Source organism: Corynebacterium tuberculostearicum, from assembly GCF_030229345.1.
Lineage (GTDB): Bacteria > Actinomycetota > Actinomycetes > Mycobacteriales > Mycobacteriaceae > Corynebacterium > Corynebacterium tuberculostearicum_G.
Genome location: NZ_JASPGP010000005.1, coordinates 83,903 through 110,634, shown reverse-complemented (window position 1 = coordinate 110,634; position 26,732 = coordinate 83,903). Strand labels below are relative to the sequence as shown.

At 58.8% G+C, this 26,732-nt stretch carries 24 protein-coding genes; 15 read left to right on the top strand and 9 right to left on the bottom strand.

Annotated features, from left to right (window positions below):
* Positions 1–58: 58 nt before the first annotated feature.
* The gene (locus QP884_RS05270; protein WP_284821110.1) at positions 59–1,033 is read left to right on the top strand and encodes an MDR family oxidoreductase; all 975 of its coding nucleotides are present in this window, start codon (positions 59–61) and stop codon (positions 1,031–1,033) included.
* Positions 1,034–1,110: 77 nt separating this feature from the next.
* Here QP884_RS05270 and QP884_RS05265 read toward each other — a convergent pair whose 3' ends face one another.
* Complete coding sequence (locus QP884_RS05265) at positions 1,111–1,569, bottom strand: MarR family winged helix-turn-helix transcriptional regulator (protein WP_284821108.1); 459 nt, start codon at positions 1,567–1,569, stop codon at positions 1,111–1,113.
* Positions 1,570–1,902: 333 nt separating this feature from the next.
* Here QP884_RS05265 and QP884_RS05260 point away from each other — a divergent pair, with 333 nt between their 5' ends.
* Positions 1,903–2,544, top strand: a complete 642-nt coding sequence (locus tag QP884_RS05260) for a hypothetical protein (protein ID WP_284821106.1) — start codon at positions 1,903–1,905, stop codon at positions 2,542–2,544.
* Here QP884_RS05260 and leuS read toward each other — a convergent pair whose 3' ends face one another.
* Positions 2,545–5,391 carry a leucine--tRNA ligase gene (gene leuS, locus QP884_RS05255; protein WP_284821104.1) on the bottom strand — a complete coding sequence of 949 codons (2,847 nt, stop codon included), beginning with the start codon at positions 5,389–5,391 and terminating at the stop codon, positions 2,545–2,547.
* Between the two features lie 173 nt (positions 5,392–5,564).
* Between leuS and QP884_RS05250 the strand changes: the two genes are divergently transcribed.
* Positions 5,565–8,138: a hypothetical protein gene (locus QP884_RS05250; RefSeq protein ID WP_284821103.1), complete on the top strand. Its 2,574-nt coding sequence runs from the start codon at positions 5,565–5,567 to the stop codon at positions 8,136–8,138.
* Positions 8,139–8,148: 10 nt separating this feature from the next.
* Complete coding sequence (locus QP884_RS05245; protein WP_284821101.1) at positions 8,149–8,781, top strand: MOSC domain-containing protein; 633 nt, start codon at positions 8,149–8,151, stop codon at positions 8,779–8,781.
* A gap of 280 nt (positions 8,782–9,061) precedes the next feature.
* On the opposite strand, the gene QP884_RS05240 is transcribed toward QP884_RS05245, so the two are convergent.
* Both QP884_RS05240 and QP884_RS05235 read right to left on the bottom strand, forming a co-directional pair.
* Positions 9,062–10,273: an MFS transporter gene (locus QP884_RS05240; protein WP_284821099.1), complete on the bottom strand. Its 1,212-nt coding sequence runs from the start codon at positions 10,271–10,273 to the stop codon at positions 9,062–9,064.
* 363 nt (positions 10,274–10,636) lie between these two features.
* On the bottom strand, positions 10,637–12,118 hold the full coding sequence (locus QP884_RS05235; RefSeq protein ID WP_434736448.1) for an NAD-dependent succinate-semialdehyde dehydrogenase: 1,482 nt from the start codon (positions 12,116–12,118) through the stop codon (positions 10,637–10,639).
* Between the two features lie 315 nt (positions 12,119–12,433).
* Between QP884_RS05235 and QP884_RS05230 the strand changes: the two genes are divergently transcribed.
* From QP884_RS05230 to trpA, 6 genes are read left to right on the top strand one after another with little or no spacing between them, the layout of a single operon-like run.
* A complete protein-coding gene (locus QP884_RS05230) occupies positions 12,434–13,951 on the top strand; it encodes an anthranilate synthase component 1 (protein WP_284821096.1) in 1,518 nt (505 codons plus the stop codon).
* A complete protein-coding gene (locus QP884_RS05225) occupies positions 13,948–14,595 on the top strand; it encodes an anthranilate synthase component II (protein ID WP_284821095.1) in 648 nt (215 codons plus the stop codon). The genes QP884_RS05230 and QP884_RS05225 overlap by 4 nt, the downstream gene beginning before the upstream one ends.
* A gap of 2 nt (positions 14,596–14,597) precedes the next feature.
* Positions 14,598–15,632: an anthranilate phosphoribosyltransferase gene (gene trpD / locus QP884_RS05220; protein WP_284821093.1), complete on the top strand. Its 1,035-nt coding sequence runs from the start codon at positions 14,598–14,600 to the stop codon at positions 15,630–15,632.
* Positions 15,632–17,038 carry a bifunctional indole-3-glycerol-phosphate synthase TrpC/phosphoribosylanthranilate isomerase TrpF gene (gene trpCF, locus QP884_RS05215; RefSeq protein ID WP_284821091.1) on the top strand — a complete coding sequence of 469 codons (1,407 nt, stop codon included), beginning with the start codon at positions 15,632–15,634 and terminating at the stop codon, positions 17,036–17,038. Before trpD ends, trpCF begins: the two co-directional genes overlap by 1 nt.
* Before the next feature lie 13 nt (positions 17,039–17,051).
* Positions 17,052–18,257 (top strand): tryptophan synthase subunit beta, encoded by a 1,206-nt coding sequence (gene trpB / locus QP884_RS05210; protein ID WP_284821090.1) that lies wholly within the window; start codon positions 17,052–17,054, stop codon positions 18,255–18,257.
* On the top strand, positions 18,257–19,123 hold the full coding sequence (gene trpA / locus QP884_RS05205) for a tryptophan synthase subunit alpha (RefSeq protein WP_284821089.1): 867 nt from the start codon (positions 18,257–18,259) through the stop codon (positions 19,121–19,123). The genes trpB and trpA overlap by 1 nt, the downstream gene beginning before the upstream one ends.
* 65 nt (positions 19,124–19,188) lie before the next feature.
* Here the strand turns inward: trpA and QP884_RS05200 are convergent, their stop codons facing one another.
* Entirely contained in the window at positions 19,189–20,400 is a 1,212-nt protein-coding gene (locus QP884_RS05200) for a dicarboxylate/amino acid:cation symporter (protein WP_284821087.1), read from the bottom strand.
* A gap of 191 nt (positions 20,401–20,591) precedes the next feature.
* Between QP884_RS05200 and QP884_RS05195 the strand changes: the two genes are divergently transcribed.
* From QP884_RS05195 to QP884_RS05175, 5 genes are all read left to right on the top strand, one after another.
* Positions 20,592–21,062: an SdpI family protein gene (locus tag QP884_RS05195; protein ID WP_284821085.1), complete on the top strand. Its 471-nt coding sequence runs from the start codon at positions 20,592–20,594 to the stop codon at positions 21,060–21,062.
* Between the two features lie 337 nt (positions 21,063–21,399).
* On the top strand, positions 21,400–21,621 hold the full coding sequence (locus QP884_RS05190; RefSeq protein WP_250412825.1) for a hypothetical protein: 222 nt from the start codon (positions 21,400–21,402) through the stop codon (positions 21,619–21,621).
* Positions 21,622–21,706: 85 nt separating this feature from the next.
* A complete protein-coding gene (locus QP884_RS05185; RefSeq protein ID WP_284821082.1) occupies positions 21,707–22,072 on the top strand; it encodes a Rieske (2Fe-2S) protein in 366 nt (121 codons plus the stop codon).
* 101 nt (positions 22,073–22,173) lie between these two features.
* Positions 22,174–23,139, top strand: a complete 966-nt coding sequence (locus tag QP884_RS05180) for a bile acid:sodium symporter family protein (RefSeq protein ID WP_284821079.1) — start codon at positions 22,174–22,176, stop codon at positions 23,137–23,139.
* Between the two features lie 15 nt (positions 23,140–23,154).
* On the top strand, positions 23,155–23,463 hold the full coding sequence (locus QP884_RS05175) for a hypothetical protein (protein ID WP_284821077.1): 309 nt from the start codon (positions 23,155–23,157) through the stop codon (positions 23,461–23,463).
* A gap of 12 nt (positions 23,464–23,475) precedes the next feature.
* Here the strand turns inward: QP884_RS05175 and QP884_RS05170 are convergent, their stop codons facing one another.
* Genes QP884_RS05170 through QP884_RS05155 form a run of 4 tightly spaced genes read right to left on the bottom strand, consistent with a single transcriptional unit; the run spans position 23,476 to position 26,609 of the window.
* A complete protein-coding gene (locus tag QP884_RS05170; protein ID WP_284821076.1) occupies positions 23,476–23,808 on the bottom strand; it encodes a branched-chain amino acid transporter permease in 333 nt (110 codons plus the stop codon).
* Positions 23,809–24,537 (bottom strand): AzlC family ABC transporter permease, encoded by a 729-nt coding sequence (locus QP884_RS05165; RefSeq protein ID WP_284821075.1) that lies wholly within the window; start codon positions 24,535–24,537, stop codon positions 23,809–23,811.
* A gap of 39 nt (positions 24,538–24,576) precedes the next feature.
* Positions 24,577–25,173: a YqgE/AlgH family protein gene (locus QP884_RS05160; protein WP_005325866.1), complete on the bottom strand. Its 597-nt coding sequence runs from the start codon at positions 25,171–25,173 to the stop codon at positions 24,577–24,579.
* Positions 25,173–26,609: a CCA tRNA nucleotidyltransferase gene (locus QP884_RS05155; protein ID WP_284821073.1), complete on the bottom strand. Its 1,437-nt coding sequence runs from the start codon at positions 26,607–26,609 to the stop codon at positions 25,173–25,175. Before QP884_RS05155 ends, QP884_RS05160 begins: the two co-directional genes overlap by 1 nt.
* Positions 26,610–26,732: the final 123 nt, after the last annotated feature.

Genomic DNA, 26,732 nt, shown 5'->3' with positions numbered 1-26,732 from the left:
AGCCTGAAAAATCCCCGTGATATTCGCTGTTAAATCGCTGCATCACATTTAACGTACGATGGTGAGCATGAGCACTCTACTAGTTACTCGCAACGATGATAAATCCGTCACGACCTCCTTTGAAGAGGGAGAGTTCCTCGGCGAGGGCGACCTTATCGTCGATGTGTCTTATTCTTCGCTGAACTACAAAGACGCCATGGCAATTGCCGGCGATCGTGGTGTCATGCGCACCAGCCCACTGGTTCCGGGCATCGACGTGGTCGGCACCGTTGCCGAGTCCAACGTGGAACGCCTCCCGGTTGGCACCCTGGTAGCTTCCTTCGGTGATGGCCTAGGCGAGTTCCGCCACGGTGGCTACACCCCGAAGCAGCGCGTGAATTCCCAGGCAACCGTCGCCCTGCCCGCGGACTTCACCGCAGAGCAGGCGGCCGCCGTTGGCACCGCGGGCTACACTGCCGCCCTATGCGTTAATTCTCTGCGCGGGCTACCCGATGGTCCAGTTTTGGTCACCGGCGCCACCGGTGGCGTAGGCTCCATCGCTGTGAACCTCCTCTCCAATGCTGGTTACGAGGTTCACGCGATGACCGGCCGCCCGGATGACTACTCCCAGTACCTCCACGAGCTAGGCGCCCACACCATTGTGGACCGCGCCGAATTTACTGAGGCCGGAAAACCCTTGCAGAAGGCAACATATGCCGGTGCGGTTGATACCTCCGGCTCCCACGTCTTGGCTAATGTATTGTCCCGCACTGTGTGGGGCGGCACCGTTGCCTCCACCGGTATGGCCGCCGGCCCAGACCTGCCTACCACCGTCTTGCCGTTCATTCTGCGCAACGTGCACCTCGCCGGCGTTAACTCTGTCGACGCCCCGCTGCACTACCGCCAGAACGCTTGGCAGCTGCTCGCACGCAAGCTGGACCGGTCCATCCTTGAGTCACTGACCAACACGATTCCATTGTCGGCTGTAGTCGAAGAATCCACGTCGCTCCTCGAGGGCACCCACCACGGACGCACCGTTCTTAAGATTTCCTAGGTCCCGCCTAGCCAATCTTCTAAGGCGCCCGCCGTTATAGCGGGTGCCTTTTTACATGCACCGGTCGGCGCGGACAGCTAGCTTTCCGACGTCCCCTCTTTAACTACCGCGCGTAGCAATTTGCGGGAAACCCTGCCCAAGGTTTGTAGGTCTTCATCACTAAGGGTGCCCACCACGATTTCCTCGACTGCGGCGGTATGTCGCTCGATCGCTGCGTTGAAAGCAGCACTTCCCTTTTCCGTCACAGTGACTTCAACTGCACGGGTTCCTAACTCCGGCGCCTCGCGCCTGGAAACCAATTTTCGGGACTCCATACGCACTAACTGCCGATGCAGCCGCGACTTCTCCCACCCGAGCTCGGCCGCCAATTCATGCGGGCGTGTAGGGATCTGTCGGCGCCGATATAGGACCGCCAAGACCGCGTAGTCCGCCTCGCTCAAACTAGAGCCACTTTGCAACTCCCCAGAAAGCCGCGCGTGGAGCGCTTCCTGCATGGCAACAAAGTCACCCCACGCCACGCTCTGCTCCACACGCATCGCATTCCTCCTTTGGTTTTCCTTCTTTCACCAGTCTATACTGCAGAGTTGATCTAGCAACTCATTGGCCTGCCGGGAGTTGATACACCAACTCCCACTACTGCACGGCGATGTGCGTATAGGAAACCCACAATTTCACAAACCAATGCCTTTGGTCTCGAAAGCACTTATGTTTTGCTTTTGAATACCTATCTGATGAATCTCACCATTGTTTGAGTAGGTATGTTCTTGACCGGAAAATTAAATAGTGAAGCAACTACTCGCGGCAAAGATGCGGCTGCGAACGCAATGACCGCTCCGGCAGAGAAGACTGCAGCGTTTAGAATGGCAAACATGGATAAGCTATTTAGCACGTGCGGTTTCGACTTCGCGGATACGGAAGAACTCATTGCGGAGCTGCCTACCGACCACGACCTGTGGGACGCGCCCGGATTTGATCGAGTGCTGTTCCACGCCGACCCGTCCGGCATGGCGGTTACAGCTATGGAGTACGAGGGGGAGTGGGCAGCGGTTCCTTCGTACCGGGGTGGAGAAGAGGCACCGGGGACGATATATCGCGCAACGCCCTATATCGGCATTGTGGAAACGGGGGATTTACGGTTCGCGGCGCTGGCGGATGCGCCCTTTGCCCTGCCAGCGGGCAACCCGGTCGGCGGAGAAAAGCTCCAGGGACAGGTGCGGCCGGCGGTTGTGGCATTGAAATACGAGGTAGGGGAGCCGGAAGAGTTTTCCTTGACTTCGCCTGCAACCGAGCGCTTCTACCGAAACTTCAAGCCCAGCATGCTTAACCCGCAGGTAGAGGTAGCGGGGACTATCGGAGGCGTCGCCAAGCACAGCAATGAACTGGGCATGGGGGAGTTTTGGGTATGCAACCTCGACGGCCTCCCGCTCATTGTGAACGAGAAGCTGGAGGTAGGCCAGGGGATCCGGACGCACGGCATTGCGCTGTGCGCCACGGAATTTTGGGACGAGTAACTACTTGACCACGAGGTTGACCATGCGGCCCGGAACGTAGATCTTCTTCACTACGTTCTTTCCGCTGGTCAGATCAGCAATCTTCGCGTCGGCGAGGGCAACGTCAAAGACCGCGTCCTGGTCCGCATCAGCGGCAACGTTGATGCGAGCCTTGACCTTGCCATTGATCTGAACCGGCACCTCGATCTCATCATCGACCAGGTACTTTTCCTCAAAAGTGGGGAAGGGCTGGTAGGTGATGGTCTCGTCATGGCCGAAGCGCTGCCACAATTCCTCCGCAATATGCGGGGCAATGGGGGAGACCAACTGTGCGATCGGCTCCACGGCAGCGCGCGGGGCCTCGGTGCGGTAGGTCTTGGTCAGGTAGTTGACGTACTCGATAAGTTTGGCCACCACGGTATTAAGCCGCAGGTTCTCGTAATCATCGCGCACGCCCGCAATGGTGCGGTGAAGCTGCTTGAGGTCATCCTCGCTCAAGGCGGCGTCGGTAGTGGCCAGCTCGCCGGTGTCCTCGTTGACGGCCAGGCGCCACAGGCGCTGCAAGAATCGCTGGGAGCCTACGACGTCCTTGGTAGCCCACGGGCGAGACGTATCCAGCGGACCCATGGACATCTCATAAACGCGCAGGGTATCGGCACCGAAGTCGCGGCAGATATCGTCCGGAGCCACGGCATTCTTGAGGGACTTGCCCATCTTGCCGTACTCCTGATTGACCTCTTCGCCGTTGTAGTAGAACTTGCCGTCCTTTTCCTCTACTTCAGCGGCCGGCACGTACACGCCGCGGGAATCCGTGTAGGCATAGGCCTGGATATAGCCCTGGTTATACAGGCGGCGGTAGGGCTCTTGGGAGCTAACAAAGCCCAGGTCAAAGAGCACCTTATGCCAGAAGCGGGAGTAGAGCAGGTGCAGCACGGCGTGCTCAACGCCGCCGACGTAGAGGTCCACGCCGCCCGGGTCCTGCGGGCCATGCTGTTCTGGACGCGGGCCGGTCCAATAGCGCTCGTTCTCGATATCGCAGAATGCCTCATCATTGCGGGGATCGATATAGCGCAGCTGGTACCAGGAAGAACCCGCCCACTGCGGCATAACGTTGGTATCGCGGAAATAGGTCTGTGGGCCGTCGCCCAGATCCAGCTCGACCTCTACCCAATCGCGCACCTTTGCCAGCGGTGGTTGTGGGTCGGAGTCCTTGTCCTCTGGATCAAAGGAAACGGGCTTATAATCTTCTACCTCTGGCAGCTCTACCGGCAACATGGATTCCGGCAGGGCGTGGGCAAAACCGTCCTTGTCATAGACGATGGGGAAGGGCTCGCCCCAGTAACGCTGGCGGGCGAAGAGCCAATCGCGCAGCTTGTACTGCACCTTTTCGCGGCCGGAGCCGTCCTTTTCCAGCCATTCGATGGCCGTGGCAATGGCCTCAGCCTTGTTCAGGCCGTTGAGATCCAGGCCCTTGTCGTTGGAGGAATTAACCAGCGCGCCGTCCTCGGTCCAGGCTGCTTCCTCCACGTTTCCGCCAGAGACAACCTCCGTAATAGGTAGGCCGAAGGCCCGGGCAAACTCGTAGTCACGGGTGTCGTGCGCCGGAACTGCCATGATGGCGCCGGTGCCGTAGCCGGTCAGGACGTAGTCTGCGATGAAGATCGGGACCTTCTTGCCAGAGACCGGGTTGGTGGCATAAGTACCCAGGAAGACGCCGGTCTTTTCCTTGTTCTCCTGGCGCTCCAAGTCGGACTTGGCGGCAATATCGGTGCGGTAGGACTCCACGGCCTCCTTCGGATCATCGTGGCCATAGGTCCAACGCTCATCCACGTCATCGTCATAAGGGATGGGGGAGAGGAGGGCGTCGACAAGCTCATGCTCTGGGGCCAGCACCACGTACTCGGCACCGAAGAGGGTATCCGGGCGGGTGGTAAAGACCTCGATCTCGTAGCCCTCGGCAGGGAAGGAAACCTCTGCGCCGCGGGAACGGCCGATCCAATTGCGCTGCATGGACTTCACCTTGTCCGGCCAATCCAAAAGCTCCAGGTCATCCAGCAAGCGATCGGAGTAGGCGGTAATGCGCATCATCCACTGCGAGAGGTTCTTGCGGAAGACCGGGAAATTGCCGCGCTCGGACTTACCCTCAGCGGTGACCTCCTCGTTTGCCAGCACGGTACCCAAGCCCGGGCACCAGTTCACCGTGGAATTAGACAGGTAGACCAAGCGGAATTCATCGATGGCCGCGGCCTTTTCCTCTTCGGTGAGGTCCTCGTAGTAGCGGCCGTCCTTAGTGGTGCGCTTATTGGCCTCTAGTTCCTTGATGAGCTCTGCAATGGGACGCGCCTTCTGCTGCTCCTCATCGAACCAAGAGTTATAAATCTGCAGGAAGATCCACTGCGTCCACTTGAAGAACTCCGGATCGGTTGATTCCACAGAGCGGCGCGGATCGTGGCCCAGGCCCAACATGTCCAGCTGGCGGCGCATGTTTTCAATATTCGCCTCGGTGGTGGTGCGCGGGTGGGTACCGGTCTGAATGGCGTACTGCTCGGCCGGCAGGCCGAAGGCGTCGTAGCCCAAGGTGTGCAGCACGTTCTTGCCCAGCATGCGGTTATAGCGGGCGTAAGTATCGGTGGCGATATATCCCAGTGGGTGTCCCACGTGCAGGCCCGCACCGGAAGGGTAGGGGAACATATCCTGCACATTGAGCTTTTCCTTAGGCAACTCGCCCGCATCGGTGGCGAGCTCGCCTACCGGGTTCGGGGCATTAAAGGTGCCATTGTCTTTCCAGTACTGCTGCCAGGTCTTCTCGATCTGGTTCGCCAGCTCCGGGGTATAGCGGTACGAAGTGGAATCGCTCTGGGTAGTCATAATCACACAGTGTAATAGCCGCATCCCGGAGCGGGGTAGTTCACTACGCTTTCCGCGTTCCGCAGGGCACGCACACCCAAAATCCCCGCCGTAATCGCCCCCGGTTTTCGCGTCATTTCCGCCGCTCGCAGCCAAAATGCAGATCTGCATGAAAATGTTCTAGGCTGGGGTAAATGAGCCAGGAGAAGTTTCGCAGCCAGCTATCATCTTTTGCAGACGCAGCGGTATTTCAGGGGATCCCGCACCTGCGCCTCTCTCCAGCTACCGACACATTGGAGCTGTACCTACCGGCCGTAACCGCAGGTTATGAGCCAGAAGATCCCCAGTGGACCGTGACCGCACAGCTGCTCGACGGCAGCGAGGACACCCGCAAGTTCTACTACGTGGAGGGCGAGGAGCCCGGCTTGTGGATCAGCATGCCGCGTGCCTTTAGCCACCTCAGCGTCTCCTTTGAGGAGCACACCGTGGAATTTGCCGGCGTGGCCAATGGCGGCCTGCTGCTGGATTCCACCCATCGCCCAATCGATACCACCACCGCGGTGGCTAAGGGTTCTTATACCTTTATCGCCCCGGCCGGCACGGAGCTGGCCAAGGCCAAGGTCGGCGAGTCCCGTCCCCACGGCGCATGGGAGGGCTGGACCATCACCCCAATAGAGGTCAGCCAGTCTTTCACCGTGGAGGTTCCGCGCCAAGAAGCCGCAATTATCAAGGTGTCCGGCAGCCCTGATTTTGCCTGGGACATGGCCGTCAAGACGCTACCCAATGCCCATGGCCTCGATGGCGAACTGGTCTATACCCAGTCCCCGCGGGTCATCGCCAATACGGAACTCAGCATGGAGCTGGCCTATGTCCCCATTGGTGGGGAAGAGGAGGCCGTGCTGGAGGACGAGCTGCCGGAGGGTATTCACGAGGTGCTTCCCGCAGACGCCTTCGAGGATCCCTGGGTAGGCCGCTACCGCTTCACCCTGTACAAGGACGAGGAACTGGTGGATATCCAGTACCTCAATTTTGCGGAGTCGCTGCACATGCGTGCCAAGAACGAGGGCCCGCGCGGCACCAACTTCCGCTTTATCGATGCCCTGGGCAACCTTTCGCCGTTTAGCTATGCCTTGGCTTCTGCGCCGGGCAAGGCTATCCAGATGGAAAAGGGCCAGCGCGTCTTTGGCGAGGACGAAAGCGTGCGCGAGGAGACCGTCGGCAGTGAGGCCGGCTATGAGCTGACCTTCCAGGTGGAACCGGCGACGATTCGTACTCGCGTGAAGCGCACCGCGGCCGAGCCCGTGGATTACCTGGATAAGCAGGTCATCCTGGCGGACCAGCTCGATGCGGATGCACTTTTTACCATCCACTCACCGGAGCCACTGCCGCTGGCAAAGTTCGTGGTCATTGACAAGAACCAGAAGATTAGGGACCTGGTCACCGCCAATGGCTCGACGGAAGCGGCCACCAGCCTGTCCGTACCAAACCGCGCGCTGAAGTCGGCGCTGACGAAGAAGACCTCGCTGGAGCTCTACCTCCTGTGGTCCACGTTGTCCTATGAGGAATACCTCGAAGGACTGCCGGAAAAGGAGCGCGCAGCGCACCAAAAGCGCAGCTTTGAGCGTCGCGTCATGGAATATGAGGCCACCGCGGCCAGCGACCTCATTTATGCCGCCATCGCCACCGTGCGCAAGGCACCGTTGGTCGCCCGCGCAACCATTGAGGACGGCATCCTCATCCCCGAGCAGGCACACGAGGAAGAGGTAGAGCTATTGGCTTGGGCGTGGCCGCTGGGCAACCCTGCGGGCGAGCCGCAACCGCTGGAACCCACGGAGGAAGGCTTCGAGCTGCCCGAGGAGCTGCTGAACGCCGGCCACCTCATCGTGGACTTCCGCGAGGATGAGCCGGCCAGCGACTTAGCCGCGCCACAGTACCCGCCGGCTAGCGCCCTCATCATCTTCCAGGACGGCGAAACCGAAAACACCGAAGGTATGTGGCCTACCTACGCGGCCATGCGCCGCCTCGCGCCCAAGGCCAAGGAAACCTTCGAGGGAATCATCAAGGAGATTGAGGCGGATCCGCGCGCCAGCATGGACGCCCTTATGGCCGCAGACTTTGAGCCAGGGCAGCGCATGCGCGCCTTTGTCCGCACCGGCTTGGTCTCCCGCACCTTCCGCCGCGAGGAGCCGGCCACCGAGCCTTCCTCACTCTTGGCCGCGCTTGCCGACGCCGCCCATGACTACGTCGAAGCCCACGGCTCCGCCTCCCTCGCGCGCGTGCCGTCCACCGGCGTCGACGATGTCACCCGCCCCATGCTGCTGATGAGTGCAACGGGCGAGGCACCTACGCCAGCAATGGACAGCGACCAGCTCTGCGATGATGCCCACCGCATCGCCGCACTGCGCGAGTGCTTTGCCAATGACCTTGCGCTCACCCGCCTGGGCACCATTTCTAACCTGCGTAGCACCGCAATGCAGCTGCGGGTGACGCTGCAACAGCTGGGCGTCGATAAGTCCGTCCTGCATACCCTGCTCGCGCTGGACGCCTTTGGCGATGGCAATTCGGAGCTCGGCGATTCCGCCTGGATGCCGTTTATTTCCTATGTCTTTGCCATCACGGCGCGCGGCGTGGCCAATGGCAAGCTGGCGGACCCTGCTTTCGCCGCCACGCTTGACGACGCCCTCCCACAGCTCGCCGAGGCCGTCTCCCTCGCCCCGCAGCTGTTCTACCGCGATATTCTCACCGCGGAGGCGCTCACGCTCAGCTAGGGTGGCAGGCATGCAGGTCATCTCTACCAATGTCGCCGTCCGCCGACCGGACCCGAGCGGGCGGCATGAGTTCTCGGGCATCGACAAAAAGCCGCAAGACTTTATCGATCTGGCAGCACCCGGACCCCATTATGGCGATGGGTCCGGCGTGCGCGGCGATATAATTGGTGACACCCAACATCACGGCGGCAACGATAAGGCCGTCTATGCCTACTCCCGTGAGGAACTGGATTACTGGCAATCCGAGCTTTCCCGCCCGCTGGCCTCCGGCAGCTTTGGCGAAAATCTCACCACGCAGGGCATCGAACTGTCTGCTCTGCTCATCAATCAGCGCGTGCGCATCGGCACCGCCGTGCTTGAGGTATCCGTGCCCCGCCAACCGTGTGCCACCTTCGCTGGCTGGCTAGGGGAGCGCGGCTGGCTCAAGCGCTGGACCGCGCGTGGCGACTGCGGCACCTACCTGCGCATCATTTCCCCCGGCCGCATTCGTCCCAGCGACGTCATTGAGCTGGATACTCCGCCCAGCCACGGCATCACGATGCGCATGGCCTTTGCCGCCAAGATGGGCGACCGCGCCCTTGCCCGGCGCGTTGTAGATGCTGGCTGCCTGCCCACTCACCAACAGAACTCGCTTCGCACCTAGTTACACAAGGGCTCATAGTCCGCCGATCCAATCCACCTTGAACGTTCCCCATCACTATTGGCACTGCTCGAAAGGTATCGCCTTGCCGCGTCCTCATGTCGAGCTCAGCGGGTCTCGACGCATACTCTACTCCCGGAACCGCAGGCTGAGTCATGGCCTTTAGCTTACCGGCGAGGACAGCACCCTCTTCCTGCCCGGAATGCGCGCAAAACAAAAGCACGCCAGCGCTAAGCGCTGGCGTGCTTTTCATGCCGAGTGCGAAGGAGGGGCAGTGGCTGTGTTACTTGCCCGCTTCAAAGCTCAGATGGTGCCCCTTCGCCTTAGGGAAGCGGCCGTGCACGAAGAAGTAGTAGATAGCGGCGATGACCACGAGACCCGCGAGAATGAGATACATCGTGTCAAAGCCCGTTGCCCCAACAATGGGGCCCAGGCCGAACGGGGCCAGGCCAATACCGAGGTCCATGAGCAGGAACATGGTGGAGATACCGGCGCCCATCTGCGCGGTAGGAACCGAGCGCACGGAGATGGCTTGGCAGGCGGGGCTGAGGGTGCCGAAGCCCAAACCGGTGCAGGCGCCCGCGACCACCAGCATGACGTCATTGGTGGGGAAGCCCATGATCAGCAGGGCCACGACAAAGGCGGCCAAGCCGAGGTACATTACGGCATTATCACCCTTATGGTCCTGGATACGGCCCAAGAAGAAGCGCATGATGAGCATCGTGACCGCATAGCCGATAAAGAAGAGCCCTGCGCCGGTGGCCAGGTCTTCCTTGCGGGCGTAGGCGTTGAGGTAGGTCACCACGCCGGAGTAGGCGATGCCGACCAGGAGCATGAATAGACCGATGGGCACCACGTTGGGGTGCACGGCATTGCGCAACGTAAAGGCCGGCTTTTCGGAGGAAACCTCGGCCGGATAGCGCAGCACCAAGGCCAGGATCAGGGAAACAATATTTGCACCAAGGGCGGCAGCAAAAAGCGTGGTGTAGCCGATGTTATTGGCCAAGAGCAGGCCGATAGCTGGACCAAACGCGGTTGCAAGGGTAGTGCCCAGGGCGAAGTATCCGGTGCCTTCCGCACGGCGTTCGTGTGGGATAACGGACTGCGCCACCGCCATGAGTGCGGTGGAGGTCAAGGCATAGCCCGCGCCGTGCACCATTCGCACGATAATCAAGACCGCAACATTATGGGCAAAAAAGTACGCCACAGCTACAACTGTGACGAAGGCCAGGGAAGTCAAGGCCGCTTTCTTATGGCCCACGCGGTCCACGATCCAGCCGGAGAACACGCGCATGCACGTCGCGCCCAGAACAAAGGCACTGGAGGCGAAACCACCGACGGTATCCGATGCCCCGAAGCTCTCTACCGCGTAGAGGGCCATGGTGGTTACGAACAGGTAAAAGACCAAGAACTGACAAAAATTAGCCACCCACGCGAGGACAAACGTAGGCGTAATCAGCTGCGGCTTAGCCGCTGCAGATTCTGTAGGCGTCATATACTCACTCCAAATAACAAAAAGAAAATTCCCTCTCCACGCGCTGGCCATAAGGCCGCGCATCGCAGACGAAGGAAATAGAAATTGAATTATACGGAGAGGCACTATACGCCCCGCAGGCTGCAAAGGTTAATTAAAAGCCCTTACAGGCTCTTATCGAAGCCGCCCTCGTGTAGGCGGCTACCGGCAATCGCCACGCCTTGAACTGGCACAATGCTACCCACTGGGCAGGTAGCACAGATTCGTGCACGCTTAAGAAAGTTTCTTCAGCGCTGTCTCTTCAGCACTGTCTACTGAATAGACTTGAGCTGGGGCGCGAAAGAAAGCCCGGCTGGTTTCTCGCCTTGTTAGGCGCTCAAACCTTTAGGCGCCGGTATAAGGATTACGGATACCCAAGTACTGCACCGCGGTATATTCTTCAATACCTTCGGCGCCGCCTTCGCGTCCTAAACCAGATTGCTTGACACCGCCGAATGGGGCAGCGGCATTAGAGATGACACCGGCATTGAATCCCATCAAGCCAAACTCGAGGCCGTCGGCAACGCGCCAGAGGCGATCGGAATCCTCCGTATATACATAGGAGGCAAGTCCGTACTCCGTATCGTTCGCAATCTCTAGCGCTTCCGATTCATCCTTGAAGGTAAGGATGGGCGCGACCGGTCCAAAAATTTCTTCCTGAGCCACGCGAGTTTCACGTGAAACATTGCTCAGAATTGTGGGCACATAGAAGTGGCCCGCGCCCTCGCCGCGAGAGCCGCCGGTGACAACGGTCGCGCCCTTGTCCACCGCATCCTCAACCAGGGCTGCGATATTGTCGAGTGCCTTAGCCTCAATCAGCGGACCACACGTCACGCCTTCGTCCATGCCATTGCCGACGACGAGCTTCTCAAACTCTGCTGCCAGCTTCTGCGTAAACTCTTCCGCCACGGACTCGTGCACCACGAAGCGGTTGGCCGCGGTGCAAGCCTCGCCAATATTGCGCATCTTCGCGCCCATGGCTCCCGCAACCGCTTGGTCGATATCCGCATCCTCGAAAACAATGAACGGTGCATTACCGCCTAGCTCCATGGAGGTGCGCAAGACATTGTCCGCGGCACCCTTGAGGAGGGTTTTGCCCACTGGGGTAGAACCGGTGAAGGAGAGCTTGCGCAAGCGGACGTCGGCAAGCAAGGGCTCCGAAATGGCCGAAGCGGAGCTACCGGAGACAATATTGAGGACACCCTGCGGCAGGCCGGCATCGAGCATGGTTTGGGCGAAGTACTGCGCGGTGAGCGGCGTCAGCTTGGCCGGCTTCAGGACCATGGTGCAGCCCGCTGCAACGGCTGGGGCAACCTTTCGGGTGGCCATGGCGAGGGGGAAGTTCCATGGAGTAATCAATAGGCACGGACCCACGGGCTTGCGGCGGGTAACCATGCGCAAGGTGCCTTCCGGGACAGGGGAGTAGCGGCCATAATCGCGCGTGGCTTCCTCACTAAACCACCGCAAATATTCCGCACCATAGGTGACCTCACCTTGCGACTCGGCAAAAGGCTTTCCCATTTCAAGGGTCATCAGGGTGGCGAACTCATCGGCGCGCTCGTGTACCAATTCAAAGGCGCGACGGAGAATATCGGCGCGCTCGCGCGGAGTGGTGCGCGCCCACTCATCCTGGACCGCACAGGCAGCATCGAGGGCAGCCACCGCATCATCAGAATTCGCCGACGACAGCGTGGCGATGGTCGCGCCCGTCGCCGGATTTTCTACGTCAAAGGTCTCGCCGGAAGACGCGTCGCGCCACTGTCCGCCAATCAAAAGCTGAGTGGGGACCTTCGCTAATAGTTCCTTCTGATCGATGCTCATATTCATCACCTTTCTCCATTGCGTGAATGCACTCCACAGTACCGCGATTCGTTAGCTGGTTTTCTTGGTTCGGCGCCTAGCACAAGCGCATAGGGGGAGAGGATGAATATTTTTATCGATTACCTGACAGGCTATAGAAATGTAGGTTAGTATGACCGACATGAAGAAGATGACTACTGCTTGGTGGTGGCGCGCGTAACCCGCGGGCCTTATTCCACCTCCCATTTTTAGGCTCGCATTCTGCGGGCCTTTTGGCGTTTTAGTGCCCCTGCTCGCGGAAGCTCACTATCCGTTTCCCTCACCCAGCGAAAGGGCACTGCAATGCCATACACCGCCACTCGCGATATACCCTACGACAGCGACGCGGCCGCGATTTTTGACGGCCTCGCACAACCGCACGACTCCCTATTGCTCGAGAGCGCAGACATTGAGACCAAGAAGAATCTCAACTGCCTCGCCGTACTCAAGGCGGCCCTGAAAGTAACGTGCCACGGCCAGAGGGTCGAGGTACGCGCTCTCACGGAAGCGGGGGAGTCGCTCCTTCCTTCCCTGGAGGAGCGGTTCCACCATCGCTTAGTTTCACGTGAAACTACCACCGCGGTTTTCGAGTTCTCGCTGTCCACACACCCAGACGAGCGGGAGCGGCTTCTTGCCGAATCTACCGCTGATGTTTTGCGGTTCCTGCAATTAGAAGCCAACTATTCCACTCCTTTATTGCCGTTCCTTGGGGGTGGATTCGCCTATGACTACCTCGCTACTTTCGAGGAACTGCCCGAGGTTAAACCGGGGGCCAACACTTACCCGGACTATGAATTCTTGGTAGCCCAAACGGTCCTGGCAGTGGACCACCTGCAAGGGACTGCGCACCTAGAAGGCTGGGACATCGACGACAAGCGCCTGCGGGAAGAGTTGGATTCTCTTGCCTCACTGCCGGCCGCCGCTCGTCCCGCGGCGCCCCAAAAGGAAAAGATCCGGGCGGTGGCGGATGTGGATGATGCAGGGTTTCGGGCGGGCGTCGACAAGCTTAAAGGCAATATTCACGCCGGTGATATCTACCAAGTAGTGCCCGCGCGCGCCTTCACCGTGGAATGCCCCAACGCCCTGGCTGCCTACCGAGCACTGCGCGAGACCAACCCCTCGCCTTATATGTTCTACCTCCGCGGTGCCGCCTATGAGCTCTTCGGCGCCTCGCCGGAATCAAACCTCAAATTCACGCCAAAAGATAGGCAGGTCCAGCTCTATCCCATTGCCGGAACCCGGCCGCGCGGGCTCAACCCGGATGGCAGCATCAACCATGAACTAGATATCCGCAACGAGCTGGACATGCGTACAGACCAGAAGGAGATTGCGGAACACACGATGCTGGTTGATCTTGCACGCAATGACCTCGCTCGCGTGGCTGTGCCCCGCAGCCGGCAGGTGGCTGAACTCCTGCACGTTGACCGCTACTCGCGGGTCATGCACTTGGTCTCCCGCGTCACGGCGACGCTCCACCCGGACTTCGATGCGCTCGATGCCTACCGTGCGTGCATGAATATGGGAACGCTTACGGGAGCACCCAAACTGCGCGCCACCGAACTGGTGCGCCGCACGGAGGGAAAGCGCCGCGGCTCCTATGGCGGGGCGGTGGGATACCTGCGCGGCGATGGAGCCATGGATAACTGCATCGTCATCCGCTCGGCCTACGTCCAGGACGGCACCGCGGTGGTACAAGCCGGCGCCGGCGTGGTCAAGGATTCCGTGCCGCAAGCCGAGGCCGATGAAACGGTGCATAAGGCCTACGCCGTCCTCCATGCCATCGCTATGGCACACGGAGCCGAATTGGAGGTACAGCGATGACCTCGCCGCATATTGTCCTTTTGGATAACCACGATTCTTTTGTCTACAACCTCGTCGATGCCCTCGCTGGGTTCGATACCACCGTGTTTCGCAATACCGTTGCGGTCCAAGACGTGATGCGCGCGCAGCCCGACATTATTGTGCTTTCCCCGGGCCCCGGTCATCCACGGGACGCCGGCTGCATGATGGAGCTTATCGACGCCACCCTAGGCACCATCCCGATCCTCGGCGTGTGCCTCGGCTTCCAAGCGCTACTCGAGCACCACGGCGGCGCAGTCGAACCGTGCGGGCCCGTACACGGGAAATCCGTCCCGATGACTCTTACCGAGGCCGGGGTAATGCACCCCGTCTTTCAGGGCCTTGCCACTGATACCGAGCCGGACCAACCGGGTCACCTAGGTACGCAAGTTCCGGTGGCGCGCTATCACTCGCTTGGATGCGCGGACCTCCCTCAGGGGATGCGGTGTCTCGCACGTACGCCCACGGACATCGGAGAGGTAGCCATGGCGGCCGAGACGGATGACGGTAGCACCCTTGGCTTCCAGTTCCACCCCGAGTCTATCCTCACGCCCCGCGGCCCCCTCATGCTTGAGCGTTGCATTAATCAATTATATACGCACACCACTATGGATACGGAGAACTAAAAATGAATCACCACCCACTGCGTACCTTGGAAGCCTTCCTGAATAACTCTCAGCCCACCATCGAAGAAGCCATGGAAGTATTTACCCCCTTGGCCGTGGGCGACTACGACGATATTCATATCGCGGCGCTGCTTACCCATATCCGCACCCGCGGCGAGACCTTCGCAGACATTGCCGGCGCGGCCAAAGCATTCTTGAAGGTGGGCTATCCATTCCCCATCACCGGAGAAGGACTCATGGATTCGGCCGGAACTGGTGGCGATGGCGCGAATACCATCAATATCACTACCGGCGCCTCCCTCGTTGCCGCCGCTGGGGGAGTGAAGATGATCAAGCATGGCAACCGCTCAGTCTCTTCCAAGTCCGGATCGGCCGATGTTCTCGAAGCCCTGAATATCCCACTGGACCTAGACGCCGCCCGAGCAGTGCGCCAATTTAAAGCTTCCAACTTCACGTTCCTATTCGCCCCGGCCTACAACCCAGCAGTCGCCCACGTACAACCGGTGCGCAAGGCGCTAGGTATCCCCACCATCTTCAATACGCTAGGACCGCTCCTGTCCCCAGGACGCCCCTCTCTCCAAATCATGGGCATCGCCAACCCGGCGCAAGGCCAACTCATCGCGGAAGTCTTCCGAGAACTCGGCCGAAAGCGCGCCTTGGTAGTCCACGGTGCTGGCACCGATGAGATTGCTACCCACGGCACTACGCAGGTCTGGGAGCTCAACGACGGCGAGATTGTCTCTTATGAGCTCACCCCAGAAGACCTCGGCATTGAGCGCCACGAGCTGACGGACTTGACCGGAGGCGACGGAGCCGCGAATGCCCGAGCCCTTCGTGCGGTCTTTGCCGGACGTGGCGAGTCCGCCCATTGTGACGCCATTGCCGCCACCGCCGGCGCCATGTTTTACCTCAACGGGACCACGGAGACTATCGCTGCGGGAGTCACTCACGCCAAGGAACTGATTAGTAGCGGCACTGTTGAAGATTGGCTCGCACTCCACGAGAACGCCAACTATGCCGTAGGGGAGGAGAGCTAATGTCGGAGAATACTTTGCCTACGGTGCTCGAGGAGATCGTCGCCCAGCGCCGCACTCACCTGCCCGCACTCCGGGAGCGCCTGTCCCACGTGGACTTGGCTCGCGTGCCACGCTCGGAGCGTTCGCTTGCCGACGCCCTCCGTGGAACCAACCGCTTCATCATGGAGTGCAAGTCCGCCTCGCCGTCCCTTGGCAAAATTCGCGAGGACTATCGCCCGGGCGATATCGCCCGGATCTACTCGCGCTACGCTTCCGCCATCTCAGTGTTATGCGAGCCCAATCGGTTTGGCGGCGACTACGACCACTTGCAGACCGTCGCGCTATCCACCCATGTACCGGTGCTGTGTAAAGACTTCATTGTCGATCCCATCCAGGTCTATGCCGCGCGTTATTACGGCGCCGATGCCATCTTGCTCATGATGTCTATCGTGGACGATGACACCTACGGTGAGCTCAAAGCACTGGCAGTCAAACTCGGCCTAGACGTCTTGACCGAAGCCATCACCGAGGACGAAGTGGATCGCGCGGTGAATTTCGGCGTCGATATCATCGGCATCAACAACCGCAATCTCCACGATCTCAGCATTGATCTAGGCCGTACCGAACGCCTAGCCCGCCATGTTCCAGACGGAAAGGTGATCGTTTCCGAATCTGGAATCCGAGATAATGCCACCGTCCGCCGGTTAGGAGCCCACGCTCATGCTTTCCTTGTAGGCTCCCAGCTCACCTCCCACGAGGATATCGATCGGGCGGCGCGCGACCTCGTCTTTGGCACCAATAAAGTATGCGGCCTTACTACCGCCTCCTCCGCACAAGCAGCGCGCGCTGCTGGAGCCCGTTACGGGGGACTCATCTTCGCGCCGGATTCGCCCCGCAGTGTTTCACGTGAAACCGCACAAAGCATCATTTCCGCGGAACCAGAGTTGGAGTACGTAGCCGTGACGCGGTCTACGGATTTGGACGTGCTAGGAAACCTAGCCAGGATCCCCGGCCTCAAAGTTCTCCAGCTTCACGCCCCATTCCAAGGCAGTAGGAAAGCAGAGCTGGAATTCCTTCAAGATGTTCGCGGCGTCGCTGACGGCCTTAACCTTTGGCGGGCCATCGACATGAATATCTCTGATTTCGCTGCCTTGACGCCGGACCTAGTGCCAGAGGTAGAGGCCCTCGTCCTCGACTCCGGTAGTGGCGGGACGGGAACCACATTTGACTGGCAGACGATTCCCCCTGAAGTGAAGGAGAAAGCTCTCCTCGCTGGAGGACTCCGGGTAGAGAACCTCGAAGAGGCACTGAGAATCGGAACCTCGGGACTGGACCTCAACTCAGGCTTGGAGTATGCACCGGGCCGCAAGGACTCCTCATTGATCGCCCAAGCCTTTAGCACCATCCGAAACTACACACACCCATAGAAAGAAGAGAACGATGACAGTTTCACGTGAAACGCTCCTTCCGGCATACTTTGGTGAATTCGGCGGACAGTTCGTCCCCGAATCCCTCATCCCAGCGCTCGACCAACTTGAGAAGGCTTTTGTCGAAGCACAAAACGACCCAGCCTTTCACAAAGAGCTAAGCGCACTGTTGCGTGACTATCTCGGCCGTCCCACACCAATTACAGAGGCGAGGAACCTCGGCGGCAAGGCGCGCATTTTCCTCAAGCGTGAGGACCTCGTACACGGTGGAGCACACAAGACGAACCAAGTTCTCGGCCAGGCACTGCTAGCAAAACGAATGGGGAAGACACGCATTATTGCGGAGACCGGAGCGGGCCAGCACGGCACCGCTACTGCACTTGCTTGCGCACTACTGGATCTCGAGTGTGTGGTCTACATGGGCGCGAAAGATGTGGCCCGACAGCAGCCAAATGTATTCCGTATGGAGCTGATGGGTGCGAAGGTCGTCGCCGTCGACACCGGATCCGGAGCTCTTAAGGACGCGGTGAATGAAGCCCTCCGTGATTGGACCGCCACTTTCCATGAATCCCACTATCTCCTCGGTACCGCGGCCGGACCCCATCCATTCCCAACCATCGTCCGAGAGTTCCACAAGGTGATCTCTGAAGAGGCTAAGACCCAGATGCTTGAGCGCACCGGTGGGCTACCGGATGTAGTCGTGGCTTGCGTCGGCGGCGGTTCTAATGCAATCGGTATATTCGCAGAATTTATTGAAGAAGAGGAAGTGGAACTCGTCGGCGCCGAACCTGGCGGCGAAGGCCTAGACTCCGGCAAGCACGGTGCCACCATCAACAACGGTACGGTCGGCATCCTCCACGGCGCGCGCAGCTACCTCATGCGCAACGCGGACGGCCAAGTGGAGGAATCTTATTCGATTTCCGCCGGGCTCGACTACCCGGGTGTAGGACCGCAGCACGCGCACCTTCACGCCAGCGGCCGCGCACAATATGTCGGCATTACTGACGCCGAAGCACTCGAAGCATTCCAGCTTCTTACCACTAAGGAAGGCATCATTCCCGCTCTGGAATCCTCTCACGCGTTGGCCTACGCCTTGAAGCGGAAGGATGAGGACATCAACATCTTGGTCTCCCTTTCCGGCCGCGGCGATAAGGATATCGACCACGTTCGCCACAGCCTTGAGAACCACCCAGAATTTAAGCTCCAGGAGAAGAACTAATGAGCACCCGATACGAAGACCTATTCCGCTCACTGCGCAACAGGGGAGAGGGCGCTTTCGTCCCGTTCCTTATGTTGGGCGATCCCACGCCGGAGTACACGCTGGCCATCGTGCGAACGGTCGTCGCGGCCGGAGCCGATGCATTGGAGCTCGGCGTTCCATTTTCTGACCCAGTGGCCGACGGCCCCACCATTCAGGCCTCCCACCTTCGGGCGCTTGATGGCGGCGCCACCGTAGATTCCGCTTTGGAACAGGTGCGAGCAATTCGCGCGGAATTTCCCGAGCTTCCCATCGGCATGCTCATCTACGGCAATGTGGCTTTCACTCGCGGTTTCGACCGGTTTTACGCCGAGTTTGCGGAAGCGGGCGCGGACAGCATCTTGCTTCCCGACGTCCCCGTGCGCGAAGGCGCTCCCTTCATCGCCGCAGCAGAAAAGGCCGGTATTGACCCAATCTTTATCGCCCCGGCCCGCGCGACTGCGCACACCCTCGAGGGCGTCGCTCAAAGCTCGCGCGGCTATATCTACGCAGTATCGAGAGATGGAGTTACCGGTGCCGAAAAGGAATCCGAGACTATTGGGCTCGAAGAAGTCGTCGCCAACATCAAAAGATTCGATGGACCTCCGGTACTGCTAGGATTCGGCATTTCCGAGCCGCAACACGTGCGCGATGCCGTGACCGCTGGGACAGCGGGCGCCATTACTGGCTCCGCAATCACCAAGATTATCGATCGCCACGTTTCACGTGAAACAGACGCGGAAGGCAGGCCAGTGGAAGGAACTCCAGGCCGCATTTCCGACGAGAGAGCATTACATAAGGAACTCGCCGAGTATGTAGCTCGCATGAAGGCAGCGACTCAAGAGTAGTCCTGAAGACGCGAAGAACCCTCCTCAGCTCTCGGCAGCTGAGGAGGGTTCCCTATAAAAAGCCTCTACGCGGTTGCTTCTGCAGATTCCTCTTCGGTGTGGTCCTTCTTGGAGCCCGCGAACTTGTCCACGATCATCGCGATAGCGCCGTCGCCAGTAACGTTGGCAGCTGTGCCGACCGAGTCAATGGCGATGTAGGCCGCGATCATCAGCGCCACCATGCCATCGTCAAAGCCCATCATATCCGCCAGTAGTCCAGCTGCGACCATAACCGCGCCGCCAGGCACACCTGGTGCCGCAATCATCATGATTCCCAACAGGAAGATGAAACCAAGGCCGGCGCTCATACTAATATCCAGGTTCGCCATGTACACAATCGCAAAGGCATAGAGCGTCAGCTTAATCATGGAACCAGAGAGGTGAATGGTCGCACACAACGGGATAACGAAGCTTGCCACTGGCTTCGAAATGCCGTTCTTCAAGGTGGACTCCATAGACACCGGGATGGTGGCGGCAGAAGAAGAAGTTCCGAGTGCGGTGAAATAAGCCGGAACCATATTGCGCAATGCCTTGAAAGGATTCTTACCGGTGATGGCACCAGCGATGATGTACTGGAGCACCAGGTAAACCAGAGTCATGACAACCGCCAGGATCAGGACCTTCGCGAAGGCCGAGAGTACTGAGCCCAAATTGCCATTCATGCCCAAGCCTAGGAACATGCCAAAGATATAGAAGGGCAGAATTGGCACTACAAAGCCCCAAATGACCTTGACTACTACGCTCTCCAATTCCTTTGTGACCGCATACAAGGTATCGGACTTCACTGTAGTCATCGCTACACCGATGCAGAATGACAACAAGAGAGCCGTCATGACCTCAAAAGGCGGCGCCATTTCCACCTCGAAGTACGGAGTGAGTGCCCCCTCATCAATATCGGAGACATTTGTAATCAGATCCTGACCACTGAGCATGGTGGGGTAGAGCCAGTGCGCAAGTACGTAGGCAAGAAGACCCGCAACAATCGTTGAGCCGTAGGCAATACCCGCAGTAACACCCAGCCATTTTCCGGCTCCCCGTCCCAGACCAGCAATCGACGGGGCGATAAGCGCGAAGATCAGGACCGGAATAAAGAAATTGAGGAAGTTACTAAAGAGTCCATTGAAGGTGGCGAATACGCGGCCAAACCATTCGGGCGCGAATTGGCTCACCACCACGCCAAGGATGATGGCGACGATGATACGGAACAATAGAGATTCCGAGAGTTTCTTGAAATTCATGTACTTACAATCAAATCGGGTGTTTCGCCCCTTGGTAAAAGTTCCAGAGTGAAACAGCGCGGTACAGAGGCAACGGCCGCTTCAATATCTATCGATCGACCTTAAAGGTATACTACCCGACAGAAGACCTAGCCATTACACTCACCCCAGCCACGATTTTTATCTTGGCGCTACAAGGTTAAACTAAGTACATGATCGCTGTGGGAATCATCTTTTTAATCCTCGCCGTCTTTCTCATCGTCGTGGGAGCCTTGGCCTCGACCAAGCGCCTACCTGGAAATAGCTATATCGGCTTGCGCCTGCAGGAGATTCGCAAATCCCGCGAAGCATGGGACAATGCCCATCGCATTGCCGGGCCATTCTGGATGCTGAGTGGCGTCTGCTTAGTCTTCGGCGGCATCGTCGCGCTCCGCGCTGAGGGCTGGATGTGGCTCATCCCGGTTCTTACTTTTGTGGCCGCTGTACTAGCCCTCTCCATCGGTTCCAACCTCGGCTCACGTGCCGCGTTCCTCTACGAACAAGCACACGCAGACGAGGAGGGTTGCGGAGACTCCTGTAATTGTGGTTCCGACGGTTGCGGTGGGGAAGAGGCCGCCGCAGCACCCGCCCCTCAGGTTGATGTCGACGCGCTCCGTCACGCCGCTCGCGAATCCGATAGGTGACCAAGCACTGCTGCGTAATCTTCCCCTTCTGGAAAAGAATCACATTTCATCCAGAAGGGGAATTTTTGTAGCTATGCCTTTCGTATTGAATTATCGTCACACGCTTCAGTCTAGTCACAGTGACGTTACTTTCCGGAGCAGTTGCTTACTCGATTTCAGTAACAGTCGATATTATAACTCTGGATATCTTCTGGCCTAACCCATACTTGACCGCACCTATAGTAGGTCCATCGTCCCATTCTGGTTCCTGCGAGGGAGGGTAGAGGTTGCGTAAAACTGCCATGGAACCCCGGCGGCTAAGGACGTAATCAGTACCCTAAAGGGCAGAATATAGTCCATGAAGAAAAGTACCGCCATAGCGGCCATCGCCGCTTCAACTTTTGTTATCGGCGCTTACGCTGAGCAAGACCATAAGGTAACGACGTCCGTAGCAGAAGCACACGAACAGCAATCTGCACAGAGCATCGTAGATGATTTAGGCTTCGAGTCTGGCACCTATGAACTTGTCACTACTTCCGAGGGCTCTCCGGAGACTTGGGAAGGACTCCTAGCTAACTAACTACAGTGTTTCACGTGAAACTCTGATTGCAACCGGCCAAACGGGTCCGACACATTACGCAAGACCAACGGGCTAGAGTAGAGGCATGATTAAGTGCTCCCGTCGAACGTTCTTGCTTGGAACCGCCACCACATTTGCAGGCGCCTACGCCGCAGCCTGTGGCTCCTCTCCGTCCGCAGAAATTGCGGCTACCGAGATACCAATTGGCTCCGCGAAGATTGTTGATGGCGTGATCTTCACCCAACCCAAGGAAGGCGAGTTTAAAGCCTACTCCCAAACCTGTCCCCACCAGCACAATCCAATCACCGAGATTGATGGTATGACGGCCACCTGCACGGCACACAACACTTCCTACAATCTCAGCGATGGAAGCGTAATCTCCGGCCCGGGACGCGATCCATTGGAAGAATACGAAGTTAAACAAGACGGCTCTAACGTCACCACGGCCTAAAGTGCACTTCCCGTGTAGTTTCACGTGAAACTACACGGGTTGTGTTTTCTTGGCCCGAGTATCTGCAGCATGTGATGACGAATCGGGTTTAAACTCTTAGCATGCTGCAGCGTTTGAAGAAGCCCGACCCGCTTATTGTCCTCATTATCTTGGCGGTCATCATTGCGATCATTGCACCAGCCCGCGGGAGCTTTGCCGACATATTCGGCAAATTAACAAACGTGGCCATCGCGCTACTCTTCTTTTTGTATGGCGCGAGGCTTTCCACTCAAGAAGCCCTCAACGGACTAAAACACTGGCGGCTACACCTCACAATTCTCGCTTTCACCTTTGTGGTTTACCCGCTAATAGGCATAGCACTGCGACCACTCACCGCTGTCATATCGCATGACATGTACCTGGGCATCTTATTCCTCACGCTGGTTCCATCCACGGTGCAGTCTTCGGTTGCCTTCACCTCAATCGCGAAAGGAAACGTGGCGGGCGCAATCGTATCGGCTTCTGCCTCAAACCTGGTGGGAGTGATCATCACTCCATTGCTCGTCATGCTCCTCATGGGAACTGGGGGAGGAGTTCGCATCGATACGTCAGTATTCGGCGAAATTGCACTTCTATTGTTGGCGCCATTTGTTTTAGGTCAGCTTACTCGGCGCTGGGTAGGCAAGGTTGCACAAAGCAAGGCCACTAAGGTCGTGGACCGCGGCTCAATCGCGATGGTGGTGTATTCCGCTTTTTCCAAGGGTGTGGTGGACGGAATTTGGTCCTCTATTTCTCTGTGGGACCTGGCGTTCCTAGTCGTCTTCGCCGCGATCTACGTCGCCTTCATGCTGTGGCTCACCAGAAAGGCAAGCCAAAAGATGGGATTCAACCGCGCCGATACCATCGCTATCGAGTTCTGTGGATCGAAAAAATCATTAGCCACGGGACTGCCAATGGCCTCGGTCATCTTTGCTTCTGGCGGTGCGTCTCTTGGTCTACTGATCCTCCCGTTGATGATTTACCACCAGGTTCAGTTGATGATGTGCTCGTGGCTAGCGGCCCGTTACGCACAGCGTCCCAGCACGTAGCTACACTTAAATGCCATGAAGAATTACCTTTACGTACGAACCGAACTAAATGTGCCCGGAGTGGGCTCAGCGATCCACATGGCAGAAATGGAAGAGCGCGACGCAAGCAGCTGCCGCATGGTGCGCATGATTGCACTGGATCCCTCGGATGCCATCGTCGGGGTAGCAACACCGACCAGTTCCACGGGCAACGTAGATCAGCCGCAAGAGGTTGTACCTCACCCGGATACCTATGATGATTTTCCGGATATTAGCGCGCAGTACGTGGACCAGTCTCGGTTCGACGCCCTGTGGTCCGAGGCCACCGCCAAGTTCGGCCTATAAGAGTCGCAAGGGCTAAAAGACTACGTTGACGAGGATCATATAGAAGGCGGTTCCACCGAAGATGGACAGCGCAGACTCCCGCTTCCACAGGTGAAGCAGGAAGGTGACAACCGCGCCGAGGAGAGCCGCCCAGATGCCACCGGGGGCGCTGGACTGCCCGTGGACGGTATAGACGACCAAGATGGTCATCACGCCCACAGGCATCATCATGCCGAGCAAGGAAAAGAACTGACTATCCTTCATCCATTTCACAAAGGAGAAAGGAAGTTGGCGTAGTACAACGGTAATGAGGCCGACGGGAACTAGGACGGCCGCGATGGAAGCAAGGGTGACTCCAGCCGGCATTTAGCACCCCTCCCGGAGCCGCTTAAGGTCGCCTCGCCTACGCAAGGTGAAAGCCGCATCGACGCGTGGGGATAGGTACCGAACAATGAGCAGGATGAAGTAGGCGCTCAGGGCCACCATGAGGAGTTGACCTGGGGCGAAGGCGGCCGCGAGGACTCCCACCAGAGCCGCGCTTAGGGGTAAGGAGAAGTCCTGGTTATTGCGGAAGGAATCCATCGCCAGTACGACGAAGAGCGCCACTAGGGCGAATTCCATGCCCTGCACGGTAGAGGGAATCACCTGACCGGCGAGAGCACCGACAATGCCACCGCCTACCCACAGAGCCTGACAAAAAATTTGGATGGTGAGGATCCGGGCCCCGGTCGGGCGGTCGTCGGTGGGGAGGGAGGAGACGATGGCATAGGTTTCGTCGGTAAGCGCATAGGTGGAATAAGCCCTGCCTAGGCGCGAGTGAATGCGGTGGCGAGGGAAGGTGAGGCCATAGAAAATATGGCGGAAGTTCACCATGAAACCGGTAACCAGGGAAGCCACGGCTGTGGCGCCGCCGGTGACCATGGAAATGGCCAGGAACTCCATAGAGCCGGCGTAGATGACGATGGAAAAAATCGGCGTCCACCACCAACTGAAGCCGGATTGGACCATGAGCAGGCCGAAGGCAAGGCCGAGGGGAATGAGGCCGATGGCGGCGGCCCAGGTATCCCGCAAACCTTGGGAAATATCCTCACGCATGCGGGCTAGTTTAGCCCACTGCCTGCAGCTCGATAGGAATTAATTGTCTTCTACGTTGACAGGGTAAGTGGAGTACAGCGGCAACGGCATGGGTTGGCGCTTCATAACATCGGACCAGAGGTCGGCCGGGCCCGGCGTAATAACGTCTTGGGCCAGGGCAGGGGAGACGAACCATTCGCCGGCCTCGATTTCCTCTTCTAGCTGGCCCGGGCCCCACTCGGCGTAGCCGGCAAACATGCGCATACCCGAGACCAAGGGCTCTATCTCTTCCGGCTCCGCGCGCAGATCCACATGCGCGAGGCGCGGGGCGAGGCGGGTGAGGCGATCATGCTTGTCCGGATCGACGCCCTGGTTGGTCTGCGCGAGCCCGACGACGGATTGCTGATTGAGCGGGCCGCCGATGTACAGCGCCTGCGGCTTGGCCACAACGGGAAGCCATTCTGGCAGCACATTGAAAATCGCCACCTCGGAGCGCTTGGTCAGATCCACGCCGAAGGTCATCATGTCATTGTGCTCAATGACGAGGATGACGGAACGGGCGAATTCCGGCGAAAGCATGCCCGGAGCGGCGATGAGCAGCTGGCCGGGGGCGGGGTCATTGCGCTCGAGGGCGTTGAATAATCTATCGGCAAACATCACTGTTTAGAATCCCACCACTCGCGCAACTTCGCAATCGCTTCCTCGCGCTCGAGGGGACCATGCTCGAGGCGCAGCTCCTTGAGATAGGACCAAGCCTGGCCCACCTCAGGGCCGGGCTGGAGGCCTAAGATCTCCATGATCTCGTTGCCGTCGAGGTCTGGACGCACGCGCGCCAGGTCCTCCTTGCGGCCGATCTCTTCGATGCGCTCTTCCAGCTGATCGTAGGTGCGCTGGAGGCGGCGGGCCTTCTTGGCATTGCGGGTGGTGCAATCGGCGCGCACCAGCTTGTGCAGGCGGGGGAGAAGATCACCGGCGTCGGTGACATAGCGGCGCACGGCGGAATCGGTCCATTGATTTTCCCCAAACCCGTGGAAGCGCATATGCAGATAGACCAGCTGGCCGATGGCCTCCGTGGTGGCCTTCGGGTACTTCAACTTGCGCAGGCGCTTGCGGGCGAGCTTGGCGCCCACCACCTCGTGGTGGTGGAAGGAGACCTTGCCATCGGTGTTATCAAAGGTATCCGGCTTGCCAATATCGTGGAGCAGCGCCGCCCAGCGCAGGACAAGATCAGGACCATCTTCCTCTTGATCCATGGCCTGGCTCAGCACCTTGAGCGAGTGCGCATAGACGTCCTTGTGCTGCGCGTGTTCGTCCGCAGTCATGCGGAGCGCGGGGATCTCGGGGAAGATATAGTCCGCGATTCCCGTAGATACCAGTAGATCAATGCCATCCCACGGGGCCGTGCCGCAGATGAGCTTATCCAGCTCCACCTGCACGCGCTCGACGGTGATGCGCTGAATTTCGCCAGCCATATCCCGCATGGCCTCCACGACGCGATCGGCGACGCGGAATTCCAACTGAGAGGCAAAACGCGCCGCGCGCAGCATGCGGAGCGGATCATCGTGAAAGGAGATCTCCGGCTTATCCGGGGTATCGAGCACCCGGTCAGCTATGTCCTGGAGCCCGTGGAGGGGATCGTGGAACTTAAAGGAGGCGTCGGCAAGCAGCTCAATGGCCATCGCATTGGCCTTGAAGTCGCGCCGGACAAGATCGCCTTCCAAGGTGTCGCCGTAAACCACCTCAGGATTGCGGGACTGGCCGTCATAAGAATCGGAGCGGAAGGTGGTGATCTCAATCTGCTGGCCCTTGTAGGCCGCGGAGACGGTACCGAAGTCTATGCCGGTATCCCACACGGTTTCGGCCCACTCATCGAGGATCTCCTTGACCACCTCGGGGCGGGCCGGGGTAGTAAAGTCCAGGTCATTTCCCAAGCGGCCCAAAAGCGCATCGCGCACAGAGCCGCCCACGAGGTAGAGCGAGTAGCCGCGCGCGGCAAATTTCTCCACCAGCTCACCCAGCAGGTTGCTGAGGGAGGAGACGGTGGATTCCGCGCGGGCAAGAACGCCGATTAGCTGAGTGTCCTGAAAATTCACGGGTGAGAGTCTACTACGATTGGCAGGGATGACTAACCAAGAACAGGGCCCCTCCAAGGGAGGCGGCCGCAACCGCAACCGGTCCCGGCGCAGGCGGCGCCGCCGGCCGGATAATCGCGCGCG